Consider the following 18362-nt stretch of genomic DNA (forward strand, 5'->3'; position numbering starts at 1 on the left):
ATCTACTTTATCGGTGAAAACAGGTATTTCATTAACTTCATGACAATGGTCAATTGTAAAAAAGCGATACGCATTTGTATGGGAATTTTAATTGAGATTAATAGATTTTCATTTGGATTTGCACCCAGGGTCCAATCGGTCAGTTGTAATAAAAAAACGCTTTTCGCTGGACAAGCCGGCGAAAAGCGTCAGTGGTCAAGCCTTAAACTTAGAAATCTCTAGTGGGCGGCGTGGGAGCCCTGACCCTCGCTGCTGGGGTCAAGCTTGCTGCGGCCCATCGCAAATGCGACGAGGAAGGCCAGCAGGGCAGGAATAATCGCCCAGGCGAAGGTGTGCGTAATGGAGGACGAAAGCGCAAGCGAGATTTTGTCCAGCGCCTGCTCCGGAATACTCGCCCGCGCCACTGGCGAGAGGAGAGCATGCGGATCGCTCAAATCGATACCTGCGGGTATTTCTTCCCCGGTGCCTCCGGGAAAGGAATCGCCCAACTTACGCGTGAACAGGTGGCTCTGGATAATGCCGAATACCGTAATCCCGAGCGTCATGCCCAACGAACGGAGAAAATTGAGCGTGGCGCTGGCGGAGCCGCGCTGTCTGGCGCTGACGGAATGAATCACCGCGTTGCTCAGTACAGAGAAGGAAGCGCCGATCCCAAGACCCACAAGTACCATGAATAACCGGATGATGAGTTTGGAGGAATCCGGGCCAATCGTTGTGAGCAGCGCAACACCGCCTGCAAGCAGGGCCAAGGTCGGGAGCATGATGGATCGGTAGCTGATTTTGGTCATTAGCGCTCCGCCCAGCGTCGCCGTCACGACAGAGCCCAGCATCATAGGGAGAAGCACCAGACCGGAATTGGTTGCTTTGCCCCCGAGCACCCCCTGGATAAATATCGGGATATAAATAGATGCCGTAATGAATGCCGCTCCGCTGAGCAGTGCCATGACATTGCTCGAGGCATACAGCTTATCCTTGAACATGTTAAAGGAGATGATCGGCTCCTGGGCGCGAGTCTCCGCAAATAGAAACAACAGGGCAAGCACCGCGAAGCCAGCGAACAAGCCGAGAATTGTTGCGGAATCCCAGGCGAACTGTTTGCCTCCCAGCTCCAGGGCAAACATCAGGCAGACGATGCCGCCGACCAGAGTGAAGGCACCCAGCCAGTCGATTTTTTGCCGGGAATGCTCATGGGATTCTTTGTAGAAGATCGTAACCATCAGGAAAGCAATGATGCCGATGGGGAGATTGATATAAAAAATCCATTCCCATTTGATATAATCGGTTATGTAAGCCCCTAGAAGCGGACCGAAAATACTGGAGAGGCCAAACACCGCTCCAAACAAGCCGCCGAGCTTGCCCCTTTTTTCAAGAGGGACGGTGTCGAACATAATGGTGAAAGCAATCGGGATCAGCGCTCCGCCGCCTATTCCCTGGATGGCGCGGTAAATACTGAGCTCGACAATGGAAGTTGCTGTGCCGCATAGAATGGAGCCAGCCATAAATACCAGAATACCGAATATAAAAAACTTCTTGCGGCCATACATATCCGATAGTTTGCCGAAGATTGGCATACCGGCCATTTCGGCAACCATGTAGGCGGATGTCACCCACACAAATTTGTCCAGACCGCCCAGTTGTCCGACAATGGTTCCCATAGCAGTGGCAACAATCGTATTGTCCATGGAAGCCATAAGAATGCTAAGCAGCAGGCCGGCGAGAACAACACCTACATTTCCTTGCGTTTTCGTTGTCATGGTTCGTTAACTCCTCACTCACTCTTCAGAATATTCAACTGCTTTTTTATTATAAGTAAAGAACCCTGACAACTGTATGTCAGGGTCCCTGAAGTATCAAAATAGTTTTCGTCTTTTATTCGGGTTTGACAGAGTCGGGGGGGAGGCTGTTCTCGGTTAGAACAATCCCGCTTTTGGTTTGGGATGCCAGAGCATCCTCAGGCGGATATAGCCCTGAACGCAATTGAATCCAGTTAAAGAGATGGGAACAAATAACCTTTAATACGGCGTAACCGGGGACGGCGACAATAATGCCGAGAATGCCGAACAGGTTGCCGGCTGTGAGAATGACGAAAATAATGGTCACCGGATGAATCCGCAGCGTTTTGCCCATGATTTGGGGGGAGATGAATTTACCCTCAATCAGCTGCACGACCGTCCAGACAACAATCATCTTGAGCAGCATGGCCGGCGAGGTGACCATAGCTACGATGAGCGCCGGCGTGATGGCGATAACCGGACCCAGATAAGGAACAATGCTTGTGCATGCGGCAATAATCGCCAGAACAAGCGAATATTCCAATCCGATAATGAGGTATCCGATGTAGAGGAGGCCCCCGATACAGAAGCTCACAATAATTTGACCGCGGATATAAGAGGCGATTTGCTGATTCATCTCTATCATCACCCGGTGGCTTTCCTTGCGTAAAGCAGTAGGCACGAACTGTAGAATAAAGCCCGGAAGGTTCCGGCCATTACGCAATAAATAGAACAATATGAAAGGAAGCGCCACAGCCGCAAGCACAATTTCGGTTACGACGCCAAGCACGCCGCCGATTCCGTTCCAGGCGTTGCCGACAAATTCGGAAGCCCGTGAAGTGATCGACTTCATCAAATCGGCTGAATTGAACCCGATTGTTTCCTGAGCCTCGCTGAAGAAATCGCTGCCGGTCCATTCCTTGAACCGCTGCTGGGCATCCGCGCTATATTCGGGTATGTTTTCGATCAGACTCGTAATCTGGTTGCGGATGAGCGGAATGACGGCGACAACGGCGATTACGATCAGGCTGATGATCAGGATATAAAGAAGCAGTATCCCGTATCCTCTTACGATTCCCTTGCGCTCCATGAAGTCGACGACCGGATTGACCAGATAATAAACGATGCCAGTCAGTACAAGAGGCAGGACCACGGTCTTGACCAATGCGATCAGAGGATTGAAAATGTAGGAAATATGACTAAATACCATAATATTCAATCCAATTAACAGCAAAACAAATAAAGTCAGGACAAAGCGGTTGTTCAAGAACAAATAACGAAACCGCTCCGACCAGTTGCGTGAACGTTCGGACATGCAGCCATTCTCCTCTTCTGGTTCATTAAGCATTGGTATGCGAACTTGATGTTTTTCTCTTATTATTGCACATTATGGCTTATTAACCTACCGCCCAAACGCAGATTAATACCCCATTCTGAAAGAAAGCAAACAAAGGGCATCTGAAGCAGCCGCCCTGCCGCAAGATTAGCCGATCTCGCTGCGGGTTTAAATGATAATCATTGGAGGAATGGACCATGAAAAAAATAACAACCATGCTTGGCAGCGTGCTGCTCGTGTCGATGCTGGCAGCATGCGGAAATGAATCTCCGGATAACGGCGAGAATACGACTGGCCCCATCCATGTGGACCAGCCGACAAACTCAGGCAAAGGGAATATGGAGCGCGGCTTCGAGGTGCTTACGGAGGGACTGAAATCGCCCTGGGCCATTGATTTCAGCGGAGATCTTATTTATATCAGCGAGCGCGACGGCGCTATTGTGAGGATGAAGGATGGCAGGCTGACAAGGCAGAAGCTGCAGCTGAGCAGTCCTGTCAAGCAGGAGGGAGAAGGCGGGCTGCTGGGATTTGTGCTGACGGCGGATTTCTCCACGACGAAGGAGGCTTATATTTATTATACCTATGAGAAGGGGGATGAATTATTCAACCGTGTCGCGATAATCGCGGAGAACGGGGATGCGAGCGGATGGGAGGAGAAGCGGATTCTGCTGGACGGCATTCCCGGCGCATCCAATCACGATGGAGGCAGGCTGGCAATCGGCCCGGATCAATGCCTGTATATTACAACGGGGGATGCCCAGCACGAAGACCATGCGCAGGATTTGGACAGCCTCGCCGGCAAAATTCTGAGAATGGCGGCGGATGGCTCCGTGCCGGAGGACAATCCTTTTGACGGTTCCTACGTGTACAGCTACGGACACCGCAACCCGCAGGGACTGGCCTGGAACAACAAAGGCGAGCTGTTCAGCTCGGAGCATGGCCCTTCCTCCGTGCCCGGCGGGCATGACGAGCTTAACAAGATCGAACCCGGTCTCAATTACGGTTGGCCCGAGGTTATCGGGGATGAGAGGAAGGAAGGCATGACACCTCCCGTCTATCATACGGGAGACGATACGTTGGCGCCTTCCGGTATGACGGCCAATGACAGGGGGGAGTGGCTGGTAACAGGGCTGCGCGGTGAGTCCTTAGTGAAATTCGCCCCCGACGGATCGACACATGAAGTGCTGATAACTAGTGAAGGACGCCTGAGGGATGTGAAAATTCATAACGACGCTGTATATGTGATCACCAATAATACGGATGGACGGGGAGACCCGGGCAAAGGGGATGACCGGTTGATTCGTCTGACCGGCCATTGAATAGAGAAAGGAACAGATGCTGTTCGGGGCTTGCCATGACCCGGGCAGCATTTTATTTTATATTGATGGCCTGCAAAGGTTCACGATGTTTAGGAAGACTTGACTCTCACGTATACGGTAGGGTTTATAATAAATCGCCGAGAATAAATGACTTGCCCGAAAGGAGATGCACCTGTATGTACAGCATCGGACGATTATCCAAGGAAACAGGGATCACGGTTCGAACGCTGCATTATTATGATGAGCTGGGGCTGCTTGAACCCTCTTATCTCTCAGAAGCCGGTTACCGGTATTACGAGGAACGCGATGTGATGCGGCTTCATGAGATCGTAGCACTGAAGAAGCTGGGCTTCACGCTCGCCAAGATAAAAGGCATGGTTACCGGAGGACCTGACACCGAGCGGAAGGACCGCTGGAAGTCTTCCCTGACGATGGAGCTGGCAGCCGTCCGCAGCGAGCTGCAGCGTCTCAGTGATCTGGAAAAGCTGATCCATATAACCTTGCAGTCCATCGAAATCAAGCCGGATATTATGGCGGATGATTTGTTCCTGTTCATCCGCTCCATACAAAGCGATAATATAGAGCCGCGTGAGAAGTTCAGAAGCCTTTATTTCACGGAGGAAGAAAGGCCGATTATCGAGGAGCTGCCTGAGTTGGGCAATGACGATCCCAGGACGTTAACCTGGGTATCGCTGCTTGGAGAGATTAGATCCAATCTCCATGAGCCGCCGGATTCCCCTGTTTCCCGGAAGCTGGCCCAGCGGATCATCGGCTTGACCGACGAGTTTTTTGGCGGGAATGAGGAACTGGTAGAGAAGTATTGGGGTCTTGTCAGGCCCGACGAGGGAATGCCGGAGAAGGTATTTGGAATGGACAAGGAAACGATGGATTATATGGACCGCATCATTGACTGGTATATCGCAAACGGTGAAAAAGGAGAGAAAAATGCGGATGAGCGCGTCGAATAAAGCGTGGCTGATGGTTGTCTGCGGCGGCTTGCTGGAGATTGTCTGGGCGGCGGGATTCAAATACGAGCAGGTTCCGGCTCTCGTGGTTCTTATCGCTCTGCTTACAAGCTTTGACCTGATTATTCGAGCCGTGAAGGTGATACCGGTGGGCACGGCATATGCTGTATTTGCGGCGATGGGAACCATCGGGACGCTGTTGGTTGATACTATCGCCTCAGGAGGAAACATCAGTTTGCTTAAAGTGGTTATTATTCTGTGTCTCCTGCTCTTTACGGTGGGACTGAAATTCACCAGCGGAGGAGGAAAAAAATAATGGCATGGCTCTATTTGATCGCTGCCGGCATCATGGAAATTGTCGGCGTTATCGGGATTAAGAAAACGGCGGAGAAAAACAATTTTCTGAACAATGCTATCCTGATTGCGGGTTTCCTCATCAGCTTCAGCCTGCTGATGCAGGCCATCCAAACGATTCCACTCTCGACCGCTTATGCCGTATGGACGGGAGTCGGTACGGTGGGGGCCGCTGTGGTGGGCATGCTGTTTTTCAAAGAATCCAAATCGCTGCTGCGGATCATCTGCATCTTCGGTGTCATTGCCTGTGTTATTGCATTAAAACTTGCGGAGTAAGAACGGCTTGAAGCTGATCCGCGGGAGAATAGTCGATCTGTGCTGCATAGAGATTTCGGCGCAGGAAAAATTTCCCGTTTTCGTTTTTTTAAGATGGGTCTCCAAGTCTTCGGCAAATACTGGTATAATAGTAGACTATAAGTCTATGAATCCGAATACTAAAGGGGACCTCTATGAAAAAAATTGGATACCTGGCCATTTTATTCAGCGTACTGTTTAGTATCTCTTCTATTATACCGGCTTGGGCGGAAGCAGGCGGAAGCTATACGGCTAAAGTGACCGGCAGCACGCTCAATGTAAGAAGCGAGGCCTCGCTCAAAGCGGATGTTGTGGGTTCTTTGAAGAACGGTGCGCTGGTTAGCGTCTTCAAGGAAGACGAATACGGCTGGCTGCAAATCAAATCCGGAGGAATATCCGGCTGGGTCGCAGGCTATTATTTAACGAAGGTTGAGGGTGGCTCCGCGAAAGCTGCGGATTCAAAGCCTCTAGCGGTACAAACGGCATCTGCGAAATCCTCTTCGTCCTCGCAGGCGAGCGTACTTGCAGACTCGCTGCGGATCCGATCAGGAGCAGGTGTGAGCCACGGAGTTGTCGGCGGATTGACCAAGGGGGAACAGGTCACCATCGTGGGAAGTAAGAGTGGTTGGGTTCAAATTCAGACGGCGGGCGGTCAGAAGGGCTGGGTATCGGAGAGCTTCGTCAGCAAGGGAACAGGCGCTGCGCAGCCTTTGGGGGTAACGAAAAAATCCGCCAAAGGCGGTAAAGGGCTGACCGGCAAAACGATCGTAGTGGATCCCGGACATGGCGGAGACGACCCCGGGATGATCGGAACGACCCTGCAGACACTGGAGAAGGACTTGAATTTAAGCACCTCCTCCTACCTGGAGTCGGAGCTTCGCAGCCGCGGAGCCAAGGTTGTTATGACCCGCACGAAAGACAAGAGTAAGCCAAGTCTTGAGGAAAGGGTCAGAATCAGCCATTCCGCCGGCGCGGACGCCTTTATCAGCATCCATTACAATTCATCCAAGACCAAGGCGTCAGGCACGCTCAGCTTCTATTATTCGGAATCCAAAGACCGGCCACTTGCCAGATCAATCGAGACGCGGCTTGCCGACGGAGTGGATCTGATCAGCAACGGCATCTCATTCGGCGACTATCATGTGCTGCGTGAGAACAGAACCCCTTCCGCTCTGCTCGAGCTTGGTTTTCTGACCAATAAGAAGGACGAGCCGTTGGTACGCAAGGCAAGCTATCAGAAGAAAGCAGCAGCAGCCATTGCCGACGGGCTTGAAGATTATTTTAATTGAATTTCGCTATTAGATGACAAAATTCTGTATAACCGTATTCTCCCAATAGGCCTTATGTGCTATAGTGAATCTAGTAGAAAATGGTTACGGTAATTCATTAAGCTGCCATCCAGCAGAAGAAATGAATATAACTGCCGTCTTGGCGATTATATCCAGTTAGGGCGGGGGAAGCGTTCTCCGTCCTTTTTTATGTTTTTTGTGAGAAGGGCAGTTTTAAGTATCGCATATTGCCAGCAAGTTGGGGGAGGAAGAGTCTGTTCATGAAAAAAAAGAAACAAAAGTCATCCGGGCGTTTGAAGAACGCAGCCGGAAAAATGGCGGTAGCTGCGGCGATCGTTCCTATGGTTATGTCTGTTCCGGCGCTGTCTGAAGCAGCCCCGGTTCCGGCAGGTCCTGCGGTGCAGCAGCAGATCAAGGATGTGCTTGCAGCCCAGGCACCGGGGGCCATTCAGGCAGGCAAGAGTCTGAATGTGGATCTGCGCCATATATTCGATAATGCGGATCAGTTGATTTATACGGTTGTCGTACAGAATGGAAGCGTTGCCGATGTCAAGGTGATCAATGGCAATCTGCTTCAGATCGGATTGAAGAAAAAAGGCACAACGATGGTCGATCTTGCCGCGAGGTATCCGAATGAGACGGCGGCTGTGCACCAGCGGTTCCGCTTGACTGTTGAAGCCAACGCGGGCCTGGACATGAATGGGGACGGAGTCACCGGCATTGATGACGTCATCTTGTATGCAAGAGCCTATCCCAATGCGTTTCAACGGACGGAGGATTTCCGGACACTGCTTCATGCTGCTGTTGAGAGCCGGATCGTTGAACCGAACAGGGCTCCGGCAGCCGCTTCAACACCGCTTAGCGCGAGTGTGGCGAAAGGCTCGCAGCTTGTTCTGGATATGAATGATTATTTCAGCGATGAGGACGGCGATGCCCTCACTTATTCCCTTCAAGGACAGCCTGTCAGCGGCGGGATTGCGAGCCTGAATCTGGAGGGGGCCACCGGCCTGCTGACGATTGCGGGACTCACGCCAAGCGATCAGGCGTTAAACCTGCAGGTCACGGCAAGCGATGGGCAGTTGACCGCGGTACAACCACTTAGCGTATCGGTTACGGCAGGAGATGGCGGAACCGGAGAACCACCGGTAGATCCTCCGGAGAATCATTTGCCAGTCGTAGACAATGCCCATAAGGTAGGCCTCAACAATGACGGGCATCTTTCATTGAGATCCTATCAGAATGCGGTTATTGATCTGTCGCAGGTGTTTACGGATGAGGATGGCGACGAGCTCGTCTATGCATTGGACGATAGCGAGCATTATTTCTTAAGCAGCACGCTGGAGTCGGGAGGTTTGCTGACGCTCCAGGCGGGCCAGCCTTCCGGAGGGCTTCCAAGCGGTGGCTATAATTATTCGCTGAATGTGAAAGCCAGTGATGACGACGGGAAGACCTGGGTGCCGTATACCATAGCCGTTTCGATTACGAATCAAGGCGGAGCCATCCCGGATCAGGAAGTTCCTGTCCACACCGTTCCGGTTGTTTCCACCCTGGATATTTCCAGTTATTTCGGTTTGGAAGAGGCACATAATTGGGAGATTCAAACTGAAAATTCCAATCCGGATGCCGTCAGCCTGGGAAGGACGGGAACGGTTCTGTCCCTGAAGGGAATTTCCGGCGGTTTTGCAGATATATCGGTTAAGGTCTCCGACGGCCATGGGGCAGCGGTAACGGATTCCTTTCAGGTTGAAGCGCTTGCTCAAGTCATTGATATCGGACCGCAGTATATGAATGAAGATGAAGAAGTTCCATATACGAAAAATATTGATTTGACGCAAATATTCCCGTATGCGGTTGACTTCAGAGTGAAGGAAAAGGGCCGTGGGGAAATTTATACGGTGCCCTCCATGTCGGACGATGAAGCATTTCCGAACTGGTTTGACGCAGAGACGGCAAGGGATTTCACGGTAAACAGTTATTCCGATATGTCGACCAGCGTGATAATTGAAGCCAGAGACGCAGCCGGCATTTTGGAGCAATATACCATTGAATTATTGATTAACCATGCCCCGGAAATCATCGAACCTTATCATTTCAAGCCAGTTATTATTAAGAATGACGGCAATACCTTCACGATAGACGCAGATGATTATTTTACTGATGAAGATGGGGATCTGCTTACTTACTTCGCCGAACTTGATACGGATGAAGGAGATGCATCCCTTGAAGTTATATCCGTCAGCAACAACCTGATTACTCTAAAAGGTTTGCAGGAAGGTCAGTCCACACTGCTGCTCCATGCTGATGATTATCACCCCGGCGGGGTATCGGATACTTATTATATGGATGTTATCGTGACAGATGCTGATGAAGTATTGGACGGATTTGAAGGGGAAAATGTGGAAGAAACTGTTGATCTTTCCTCCTATCTGGGTGACTGGACGGAGGAGGACATTACGGGTATAAGCCCTAGTTCGACCGGTGTCGTCGCTAATTCTTATTTGGTCGGTACGACACTCTATGTGAAAGCTTACACGATGAACGATCCTCTTTCCCACATCCCGATAGCCGGAAATGAGAAAATTCAGTATACCTTCTATAAAGGATCGGAATTCAAGACGGTTACTATATTTGTATATATACCAGAAGTCCCTCTTTAATTTTCGTAAAAGCATTAGGCCAACTATTCCGGTTGGTCTATTCTTTTTTATATTAAATTTGAATTGGCAGGTGAAAAAGTGAATCAACCGGAGAATATGACGGAAAGACCCGCAAACGGTCTGAAGAGTCATCATGAGCCTGACGATATCCGTCTTGCGCTGGAGATGCGCGAGTACAAGCGGGCGGAGGAGCTGACCGTGCAGGTGCTGCAGGGGAACCGGCTGGCGGCACAGATCTGGGTGTACCTTGGCGAAGCGCTGCTTCACCAAGGCTGCGGCGATGCCGCGAGTCGGGCCTTCGAGCGGGCCTGGCTGCTGGATCCGCAGGCGCAATGGGTCGAAGCCGCGCACAAGGCGTTATCCGGGTTGCAGCGGGGGCCAGTGCGCAGGTCTGTGGACGCATTGCTGGATGTGAAGCCGGTAACGGTTGCGGCGGCGGTTATGGCGCGCAACGAGGCGCGCTGCATTGAACGGTGCGTGCAGAGTCTGATTCACGCGGTGGACGAGATCGTCATTATCGATTCCGGCTCTACGGACGGCACCGTGGAGCTGGTGGAGCATTTGCCCAAGGTCAGGGTCATTCGCAATATGCAGCTGCACGACGACTTTGCCGGTAAAAGAAACAGCGGACTGGCTCATCTCCAGAGCGACTGGGTGCTGTGGGTGGATGCGGATGAGTGGTTGTTTGAGGAGGATGTCCAGGCTGTGAGGGAAGCCGCCTCTCTTTTTCATGAGAGCACCGAGCCGACCGTGTTGAATATTTGCCAGGTCAATTATATCGCAGACCGCGAATCCCGGGACTATTCGCTGCCTCGCATGTTCCCGCTTCACCGCGATTTGCATTATTACGGCCGGGTGCATGAGCAGGTTGTCATCCAAGGGCAGGATATGTATGCAGGCGGGATATCCAGGCAGGCGGTCCGCATCCGCCTGCATCATGACGGCTATGAGCCCGGTATTATGCAGCATAAGCAGAAGCTTGCGCGCAATCTTAAGCTGTTGCAGAAGGCGGTCGAGGAAGAACCCGGCAACCCGGGCTGGCTGTTGTTCTACGGGCGGGAAACATTGGGCTCCGGGGATACGGACAAGGCTCTTGAACTGTTTGTGGAGGCGGAGCGGGCCGCGCAGGACACACCGAACTTCGGCAGGCTGAGCGAGGTGCTGATGTTCATGAACCGGATTTATATGAGCCGGAAGGATTATGATTCGGCGGAAGCAGTCTGTATGCGGGCGATTCAGGCGGACAGCCAATTCCCGGATGCCCGCTACCATCTGGCCCAGGCGCAGATGCGCAAGGCGGTCGCCCTGCTGCAGGCTGCCGAGCAGAATCTGAAGCAGTCCAAGGCGGGCTTTCAGACCTATCGGGGCAATGTTACGGCTGATGCCAGCATATTGGATTGGAGAGCTGATCTTTCACTGGCGGATCTTGCCGCTCTGACGGGGAAGACGGCGGAAGCCAAGGCGCGTTACGGGAAGATTGCACGGAGGCATCCGGAGCTGGAGAAGGTGAAGAGGAAGCTTGCGCGGATGGAATAGAGGCACACAAAGAAACTGCCGCAATTTTGCGGCAGTTTTTCACTATCGGCACCCCTCACCCCTTCACCGAACCGATCATCATCCCCTTCACAAAAAAACGCTGTAAGAACGGATACAGCGCCAATACCGGCAGGCTGGCGACCATGATGAGCGCATATTTGATCAGCTCTGCATAGCGCTGGGCCTCGACGATAGATTCGGGGTCCACGACGGCGTCGGAGCCGTGGGCTGACATCTGGCTGGCGATCAGGATGCTGCGGAGGATCAATTGCAGCGGATACAGCTCCGAGCTCTGCAGGTAGATCAGCGCGCTGAAGAATGAGTTCCATTGGGACACGGCGGTGAACAGTGCCATGACCGCGATGATCGGCGTGGAGAGCGGGATCACCATGCTGAAGAAGTAGCGGAAGGTCGAGCAACCATCTACCTTGGCCGACTCATACATCTCCTCCGGCAGCGTGTTCTGGAAGAATGTCCGGATGACGATGACGTAATAGGCCGATGCGGCGCTGGGCACGAACAGAGCCCAGATGGTATCTACCATCCCTAAATTTTTGACTATCATATACGTCGGAATCATTCCTCCGCTGAAGAACATGGTGAACACAATGAGCAGCATGAGCATGTTGCGTCCTGCCAGCTCTTTACGCGATAAGGCATAACCCCCGGGAATCATAATCGCCAAGCTGATGGCAACATTCAGTACGGTATAGAGGATGGTATTCCCGTAACCTCTCCATACGTCATTATTGTTGAGGATGATGCGGTATCCTTCCATCGTGAACCCCTTGGGCCAGAAGCTGACATTCCCGGAATTGACCGCTGTCGGCTCGCTGAAGGAGGAGATAACGATGAAATACAGAGGATAAAGAATAATTAAGAAAATAACAGACAGGATTGTATAGTTGCACAGGTCAAATATTTTATCGGCACGGGATCGGGGGATCCTGGCTGTATGGTCTGTCGTATCTGCAGTAGCCACAGGCATTCCCTCCTAGAACAAGCTTTGCTGCTTCATTTTTTTGGCCAGTTGGTTCGTCAGGATCAGCAGCGTGAAGTTGATAAGATTATCGAATAGTCCGATCGCTGCCGAATAGCTGTACTGCGCACCGACGAGGCCGGTTTTGTACACGTAGGTCTGGATGACCTCGGAAGAATCGATATTCAGGGAGTTCTGCATGAGCAGTACCTTCGCGAAGCCGATGGAGGCAAAATGTCCCATCTTCAGAATGAGCATGATCATAATGACGGGCATAATGGTCGGCACATCGATATGACGCACCCTCTGAAATTTATTGGCCCCGTCCATGATCGCGGCTTCGTGCAGCTGCGGGTCCACAGCGGTCAGGGCAGCCAGATAGATAATGGCGCTCCAGCCCATGGTCTGCCAAATCTCCGAGATGATGTAGACCGATTTGAACCAGCCGGCCTCCCCGAAGAAATTGATCCGTTCACCGCCGAAGAAGGCGATGATGTTATTCGCCATCCCGGTCCGGGGATTCAGGAAAATAAACAGCATGCCGACCAGGACCACCGTCGATATAAAGTGGGGAGCGTAGGTCACGGTCTGCACCCATTTCTTGAACCGAAGCTGTGTGACCTGGTTCAGCATAAGGGCGAAGATGACGGCAATCGGAAAACCGAAGATCAGATCGTACAGATTAAGCAGCATCGTGTTCTTCAGGGTGTTCCAGAACTGATAGGACTGGAAGAAGCGTTCAAAATGCTCGAAGCCTGCCCACGCGCTTCCCCAGATACCATCGGCGGCCCGAAAATCCTTGAAGGCAATTTGAAGCCCGTACATGGGCGCATACTGAAAGACGGCGAAATGCAGGAGGAGTGGCAGCAGCAGAACATAGAGCTGCCAGTTGCGGATGATCCGCAGCCACAGCGAAGCTGTGTTCGGCCGAAGCCCCCGCTCCGGATTGGCAAGCGGCGGCCGTTCCAATTTGGTGTTCATGTTATCGACCGTCCTTTATTTTTTCTCCAGATTCGCCTTGTTGGTGTCATAGCCATCCTGATAGACCTTGGCATATTCGCTCAGGCCCATCTTGTTCAGCGTCTCCAGATAACTGTCCCATTCCTGGTCGATGCCGCCCTTGGCCACCCACTTGGCTTCCATCTTGTCCGTATAGGCTTTAATATCCGTCTGATAACGTTCGATACTCTTGAACTGCGTATCCGTGAACATAATGTTCGGGAATACCCAAGGCTTCATATACGGAATCTGGGCTTCATACCATTCATCAAAGTCAGGATCGAGCTGGCCGGGCTCGGGTGCCGGAAGAACCTGCTTGTCGCGCAGTTCCTGGGAGAAGCCGTAGACAAAATCGTTGTAAGGGGTCTCCTTGACCTTCCACTCGCCGGCCGTGAAATTTTCCGGGTTCGGGATCGTATCATAGGTGCCGTTGTCCAATTTCTTCAAACGGTTCGGGCCTTCGCGCAGCTTCATCGACATCTCGGGCTCATAAGCCCGGTCTACCCATCTCATTGTAGCCTCGGGATACTTATTGGCCTTCGTGATGACGAGCATGCCCGGGGTCATCTGCAAATTGTTGCGGGGAGTAATCTGGTGTCCGCCCGGTCCGACCAACGGAATCATAGGCGAGCCGTAATCCCAGCGGTATTCCGCATTGGTAATCTGGTCCGCGCTCCAGGCGAAAAAGGCACCGACCGACGCCTGCTTGCTGGAGGAGATCTTGGCGATTAGCTGGGTGGAGTTCTGCGTCATGGTATCGGGGTCGATCAATCCTTTTTGATAGAGCGAGCTCAGATACTTGACGGTATTCTTGAATTCCTCCGTGGCTCTTACGAACACGACCTTGTCGTCCTGCACGATAAAGCTCTCGTCGATTGTATTAAAGGAGCCGAACAGGTAACCGAGACCATATTGAGCGTCGCCATAGACGCCGGTCAGCGGGATTTCATTATTCGGATTGCCGTCGCCATCCATATCCCGCTCTTTGAAGGCTTCCAGCACCTTCATCAATTCCTCGGTCGTCTTCGGCATATCCATGCCGATCTTCTTCAGCCATTCCTTGTTGATCCACAGCGTATTGCCGTCGGCATGCTTATATTCCGACATGTTGGCCAGCGGCAGAGAGTAGATATGCCCGTCGGGAGCCGTAATCGCCTGCCTGACCTCAGGATAGCTATCCAGAAAATTTGTTAAGTTCGGAGCATACTTCCCGATCAGATTCTCCAGCGGAATGAACATCCCGTCGGCTCCTCCCGTAACCACTTGAGAGCTGCTGAGCTTGAGCAGCACGTCGGGCAGGTCGCCGCTGGCAATGATCAGATTCCGCTTCGTGGTCCAATCAGTCCCCGGCGTGAGATTCCAGTTGATGCTCACATTCGTCCCCGCGTTGATCTCTTTGATCGTTTCGAGTTCATTCCATTTGGTTCCCGTTCTTTCATCGTAGGTGCCGGCTATGGTCAGCGTAATCGGCTGATCGACAATCGGCAGACCCGTCTCATGGAAATTCGCTGACGCTTTCTTCGAGTCTCCGTCTTCGGAGCAGCCTGCCAGCAGCAGGACTGTACTTAATATTACGGTGATTAAACGTGCAGGTTTGTTGCGCATCTTCACAATCCGTTCCTCCTCAAGGAATGTTTTGATCATCGGCTACATACTGGAAAGGCGCTTACACACACATGTTAGCAACCGCCAGATAGGGAGTCCATGCACGTTCTTTTACCGCACATGCATTTTGTTTCAGTTCGGATGCGAAGGCAGGCTGGAAGTGCAACAAAAGCTCAGCGGCTGAAACAAAGTGCATCCCGAATGAAGGATTACTGCATGTTCAGGCAGGTTTCCCCTTCGTATAATGGGAACCAAACAAGACTTCAAGCCCGCCGCTAAGGCATGAACCTGCCGTATTCGGCTGAGGCTCGAAAGTTCAATCAGAAAGCAGGGAACACATATGGAGAGACAAACGGTAAGAGAAGTTATTCGTACACAAGTGCTTGTCCTTGGCGGCGGATCGGGCGGGGTTGGTGCGGCAATCGCCTCCGCCCGTGAAGGCGCGGAGACGATCATCGTGGACCGGCAGGGATTTCTGGGCGGAAATATGACTATCGGCCTGCCGCTGCTGGCCTTCCTCGATGCTCAGGGGCGCCAGGTAACCGGAGGCTTGCCCCAGGAAATCGTCGACCGGCTGATCGAGCTTGGCGGCGCCTTCGGTCACCGGGAGTGTCCGCTGCACAACTCCACGACGGTGATTGATCCCAGCTTAATGAAGATCGTCATTTTCGAAAAAATCAAAAAATATGGCGTACAGCCTCTGCTGCATTGCGAAATTATCGGGACGCATGTGGAAAACGGCGAATTAAAATCCGTTCTTTTAAAAGGCAAGGGCAGGGAAATCGAAGTATTCGCCGATGTCTTCATCGACGCAACCGGGGATGGAGACGTGGCTTATATGGCGGGAGCGGAATTCGAGAAGGGGCAATTCGCCAATGGCGAAACCCAGCCTCCTACCTTAATGTTTACCATTGGCGGCTTCGATCTGAAGCGGTTTATGGATTTTCTGGAAGAGAACCCAGAGGAGCTGAAGCACGGATCTTCTATGAAAATTCGTCCCGGCTACACGGCAGAGTTCCTTCGGGCGAGTGAAAATCATGTGTTTGTCGGCTTGAAGAATACCATCTCCAGGCTGCGGGAAGAAGGCAAGTGTCCGATCAGCCGCGATACGATCATTTATATCAATTTGCCAAGAGAGGGGCATATCGCCCTGAATTGCATCCGCATTCTTAACTTCGACGGAACGAAGGTGGAAGAGCTGAGCCGGGGAGAGATCGAATCCCATCTGCAGGTGCTGCCGCTGATGAACATGCTGCAGGAACATATTCCGGGCTTTGAGAATATTTTTCTGTCTTCAATTGCGCCTTTCTTGGGTATTCGCGAAACCCGCCGTATTCTGGGCAAGCAAATGATCCGTGAGGACGCAGCGGTCAATGGGGTCATTCCGGAGGACACGATTGCTCTGGGCTCCTATATTATTGACATTCATAGCGGCTCGGGCGATTCCACGATCATCAAGTCGCTTGCGGGACCGTATGGCCTCACATATGGGGCGACGATTGCCAAGGACGTCAGACGGCTGATGCTGAGCGGACGTTGTATCAGCGTTGATCCCGTCGTGTTCGGTTCCTCCCGCGTCATGCCTACCTGCATGGCGGTTGGCGAAGGCGTGGGGATTGGGGCGGCCTTGGCTGTACAACAGCATGTGGCCCCGGAGGATGTGGATGTTCAGCTGATCAGACAGAAGCTGCGGAAGCATGGAGCCATTCTTTCGCTGGAGGATGCGGCTGCAACGAGTGCAACGTAGCCGCTTTCGCAGGCGGAGCAGCGTTTAATACATCTTTTCTCAAACTTATATAAGCAGGAGGCGGTCCCTTTGTTGGAAGGACAATTGACTTTTTTTGGCGGCGTAGGCAAATCAGGAGGCGTACAGGTTCTATACGGAAAAGGAAAGCAGGCTTTATTATTCGACTTTGGCGTTGAGCACAGCTGCTTGTTGTTCCCGACACAGGTAACGCTGTATGAGCCGGTGAATGCAACGCCGGGGCGCGAGCTGCGTCAATTCTTGCTTGGGGGCATGACAGCGCCGCTGATGGAGCTGTATGATCCGGAGCAAATGCAGGGGATCGATCCTGCTGTGGTCCGGCGTGTATGGGGCGGTCTCCAAATACCTGAATACGAGCAGATCCGGCTCTATGTCGGGCATATGCATACGGACCATATGGCGCTCCTGCCGTATGCTCATCCTGATCTCCCTGTCTATATGAGCCATGATTCGCATTCCCTGTACCGGGGCATGGTTGCCGGGGGGCACAGCCTGGATACCAAGGCTGGAATCACGGTGTGTGATGATCTGGGCATCATCGATTTCGGGGAATTCACGATGCAGGTTATCGAGATGGATCATAATGCGACAGGTGTGTCTGGTATTATAATAGATGATGGCACGTACCGGATCGCTTATACGGGAGATTGGCGCCGTCACGGCAAGCATCCGGATCGGATAGAGCGTTTCATTGAACTGTGCCGCAGCAAGCCGATCGATGTTTTGATTACGGAGGGGACGCGGCTTACGGCCGATCCTTCCACCGTAGCTCATCAGATGACGGAGGAAGAAGTGCTGTCCAGCTGCTCCGAACTCATAGGCAGGGCGGAGGGACTGGTGTACCTGCAGATGTCCCCAAGAGATCTGGAGCGGATGGCCGATATGATCTCGATTGCAACTCGGCACGGACGGAATATCCTCATGGAAGCGTCACTGGCTGCCATATGGCATACGGCAACCCGCGAAGGCTTGCGAATTCTGGAGGGACATCCTGCGCTTGAGGTTCCCGTTCAGATCGTCGATGCGACGGTAACCGGAGGGAACGCTGTACCCTATGATATCATCACTGTAGATGAAGTGGCGAAACGCAAGAACGAGTACCTCTACTTCTACAAATTCCCCGATCTTGCCCATATCATCGAATTGGAGACGCTCGGTGGCCTGCAGGGCCGGTCGATTTTCATTCAATCGGATTACAGCGTCAAAATCGATAACGCCTCTGTCGCCAAGTTCTTGAAGGCTTACGGGATTGCCGGTCATTCCTTATCGAGCGGCGGCCATGCTCATCCCGAGGCGTTAACCGGGCTGGTCGAGCGGATTGCACCCAAGGCCGTCATTACGCTCCATAGCCGATATCCGGAGTCGCAAACGGCAAGGGGAGTGAAGCCATACTACCCGGTGAAAGGAGAGACGGTATCGGTGTCTTCTATTCTGAATAGAGCTGCAAGCAGCGTACAGGGATGAAGCGCCCCCCTGGTTCATACGGGAAAGA

The 18362-nt window shown here is 52.3% G+C and carries 14 protein-coding genes; 9 read left to right on the forward strand and 5 right to left on the reverse strand.

The annotated features are described in order from the left end of the window. Window positions 1-218: 218 nt before the first annotated feature. Together IEY46_RS30055 and IEY46_RS30060 are read right to left on the reverse strand one after the other, a co-directional pair. The gene (locus tag IEY46_RS30055) at window positions 219-1754 is read right to left on the reverse strand and encodes an MDR family MFS transporter (RefSeq protein ID WP_188998188.1); all 1536 of its coding nucleotides are present in this window, start codon (window positions 1752-1754) and stop codon (window positions 219-221) included. Between the two features lie 115 nt (window positions 1755-1869). Next, window positions 1870-3087 (reverse strand): AI-2E family transporter, encoded by a 1218-nt coding sequence (locus IEY46_RS30060; protein ID WP_188998191.1) that lies wholly within the window; start codon window positions 3085-3087, stop codon window positions 1870-1872. 218 nt (window positions 3088-3305) lie between these two features. Here IEY46_RS30060 and IEY46_RS30065 point away from each other — a divergent pair, with 218 nt between their 5' ends. The 7 genes from IEY46_RS30065 to IEY46_RS30095 all read left to right on the forward strand — a co-directional run bounded on the left by IEY46_RS30065 (window position 3306) and on the right by IEY46_RS30095 (window position 11522). Next, on the forward strand, window positions 3306-4427 hold the full coding sequence (locus IEY46_RS30065; protein ID WP_188998193.1) for a PQQ-dependent sugar dehydrogenase: 1122 nt from the start codon (window positions 3306-3308) through the stop codon (window positions 4425-4427). A 176-nt stretch (window positions 4428-4603) separates the two neighbouring features. Continuing rightward, window positions 4604-5395: a MerR family transcriptional regulator gene (locus IEY46_RS30070; RefSeq protein WP_188998196.1), complete on the forward strand. Its 792-nt coding sequence runs from the start codon at window positions 4604-4606 to the stop codon at window positions 5393-5395. Next, the gene (locus IEY46_RS30075) at window positions 5379-5708 is read left to right on the forward strand and encodes a DMT family transporter (protein ID WP_188998199.1); all 330 of its coding nucleotides are present in this window, start codon (window positions 5379-5381) and stop codon (window positions 5706-5708) included. Before IEY46_RS30070 ends, IEY46_RS30075 begins: the two co-directional genes overlap by 17 nt. Continuing rightward, window positions 5708-6022 carry a DMT family transporter gene (locus tag IEY46_RS30080; protein WP_188998202.1) on the forward strand — a complete coding sequence of 105 codons (315 nt, stop codon included), beginning with the start codon at window positions 5708-5710 and terminating at the stop codon, window positions 6020-6022. The genes IEY46_RS30075 and IEY46_RS30080 overlap by 1 nt, the downstream gene beginning before the upstream one ends. Window positions 6023-6195: 173 nt before the next feature. Further along, window positions 6196-7329 carry an N-acetylmuramoyl-L-alanine amidase family protein gene (locus IEY46_RS30085; protein WP_188998205.1) on the forward strand — a complete coding sequence of 378 codons (1134 nt, stop codon included), beginning with the start codon at window positions 6196-6198 and terminating at the stop codon, window positions 7327-7329. 260 nt (window positions 7330-7589) lie between these two features. Beyond that, the gene (locus tag IEY46_RS30090; protein ID WP_188998208.1) at window positions 7590-9986 is read left to right on the forward strand and encodes a hypothetical protein; all 2397 of its coding nucleotides are present in this window, start codon (window positions 7590-7592) and stop codon (window positions 9984-9986) included. 78 nt (window positions 9987-10064) lie between these two features. Then, the gene (locus IEY46_RS30095) at window positions 10065-11522 is read left to right on the forward strand and encodes a tetratricopeptide repeat-containing glycosyltransferase family 2 protein (protein WP_188998210.1); all 1458 of its coding nucleotides are present in this window, start codon (window positions 10065-10067) and stop codon (window positions 11520-11522) included. Window positions 11523-11577: 55 nt separating this feature from the next. Here the strand turns inward: IEY46_RS30095 and IEY46_RS30100 are convergent, their stop codons facing one another. The 3 genes from IEY46_RS30100 to IEY46_RS30110 are packed head-to-tail and all read right to left on the reverse strand — an operon-like array spanning window position 11578 to window position 15105. Next, window positions 11578-12504 carry a carbohydrate ABC transporter permease gene (locus IEY46_RS30100; protein ID WP_229750642.1) on the reverse strand — a complete coding sequence of 309 codons (927 nt, stop codon included), beginning with the start codon at window positions 12502-12504 and terminating at the stop codon, window positions 11578-11580. 12 nt (window positions 12505-12516) lie between these two features. Further along, entirely contained in the window at window positions 12517-13482 is a 966-nt protein-coding gene (locus IEY46_RS30105) for an ABC transporter permease (RefSeq protein WP_188998216.1), read from the reverse strand. Window positions 13483-13497: 15 nt separating this feature from the next. Beyond that, window positions 13498-15105 (reverse strand): extracellular solute-binding protein, encoded by a 1608-nt coding sequence (locus IEY46_RS30110; protein ID WP_229750660.1) that lies wholly within the window; start codon window positions 15103-15105, stop codon window positions 13498-13500. Between the two features lie 340 nt (window positions 15106-15445). On the opposite strand from IEY46_RS30110, the gene IEY46_RS30115 reads away from it, so the two are divergent. Both IEY46_RS30115 and IEY46_RS30120 read left to right on the forward strand, forming a co-directional pair. Beyond that, on the forward strand, window positions 15446-16852 hold the full coding sequence (locus IEY46_RS30115) for an FAD-dependent oxidoreductase (protein ID WP_188998222.1): 1407 nt from the start codon (window positions 15446-15448) through the stop codon (window positions 16850-16852). A 69-nt stretch (window positions 16853-16921) separates the two neighbouring features. After that, a complete protein-coding gene (locus IEY46_RS30120; protein ID WP_188998225.1) occupies window positions 16922-18334 on the forward strand; it encodes an MBL fold metallo-hydrolase in 1413 nt (470 codons plus the stop codon). Window positions 18335-18362 lie beyond the last annotated feature (28 nt).

The organism is Paenibacillus nasutitermitis, from assembly GCF_014641075.1.
GTDB lineage: Bacteria > Bacillota > Bacilli > Paenibacillales > Paenibacillaceae > Paenibacillus_Z > Paenibacillus_Z nasutitermitis.

What these genes read in the sequence shown, in the direction of transcription:
- IEY46_RS30055 (WP_188998188.1), bottom strand. Translation starts at nt 1,754, where the DNA reads ATGACAACGAAAACGCAAGGAAATGTAGGTGTTGTTCTCGCCGGCCTG.
- IEY46_RS30060 (WP_188998191.1), bottom strand. Translation starts at nt 3,087, where the DNA reads ATGTCCGAACGTTCACGCAACTGGTCGGAGCGGTTTCGTTATTTGTTC.
- IEY46_RS30065 (WP_188998193.1), top strand. Translation starts at nt 3,306, where the DNA reads ATGAAAAAAATAACAACCATGCTTGGCAGCGTGCTGCTCGTGTCGATG.
- IEY46_RS30070 (WP_188998196.1), top strand. Translation starts at nt 4,604, where the DNA reads ATGTACAGCATCGGACGATTATCCAAGGAAACAGGGATCACGGTTCGA.
- IEY46_RS30075 (WP_188998199.1), top strand. Translation starts at nt 5,379, where the DNA reads ATGAGCGCGTCGAATAAAGCGTGGCTGATGGTTGTCTGCGGCGGCTTG.
- IEY46_RS30080 (WP_188998202.1), top strand. Translation starts at nt 5,708, where the DNA reads ATGGCATGGCTCTATTTGATCGCTGCCGGCATCATGGAAATTGTCGGC.
- IEY46_RS30085 (WP_188998205.1), top strand. Translation starts at nt 6,196, where the DNA reads ATGAAAAAAATTGGATACCTGGCCATTTTATTCAGCGTACTGTTTAGT.
- IEY46_RS30090 (WP_188998208.1), top strand. Translation starts at nt 7,590, where the DNA reads ATGAAAAAAAAGAAACAAAAGTCATCCGGGCGTTTGAAGAACGCAGCC.
- IEY46_RS30105 (WP_188998216.1), bottom strand. Translation starts at nt 13,482, where the DNA reads ATGAACACCAAATTGGAACGGCCGCCGCTTGCCAATCCGGAGCGGGGG.
- IEY46_RS30110 (WP_229750660.1), bottom strand. Translation starts at nt 15,105, where the DNA reads ATGCGCAACAAACCTGCACGTTTAATCACCGTAATATTAAGTACAGTC.
- IEY46_RS30115 (WP_188998222.1), top strand. Translation starts at nt 15,446, where the DNA reads ATGGAGAGACAAACGGTAAGAGAAGTTATTCGTACACAAGTGCTTGTC.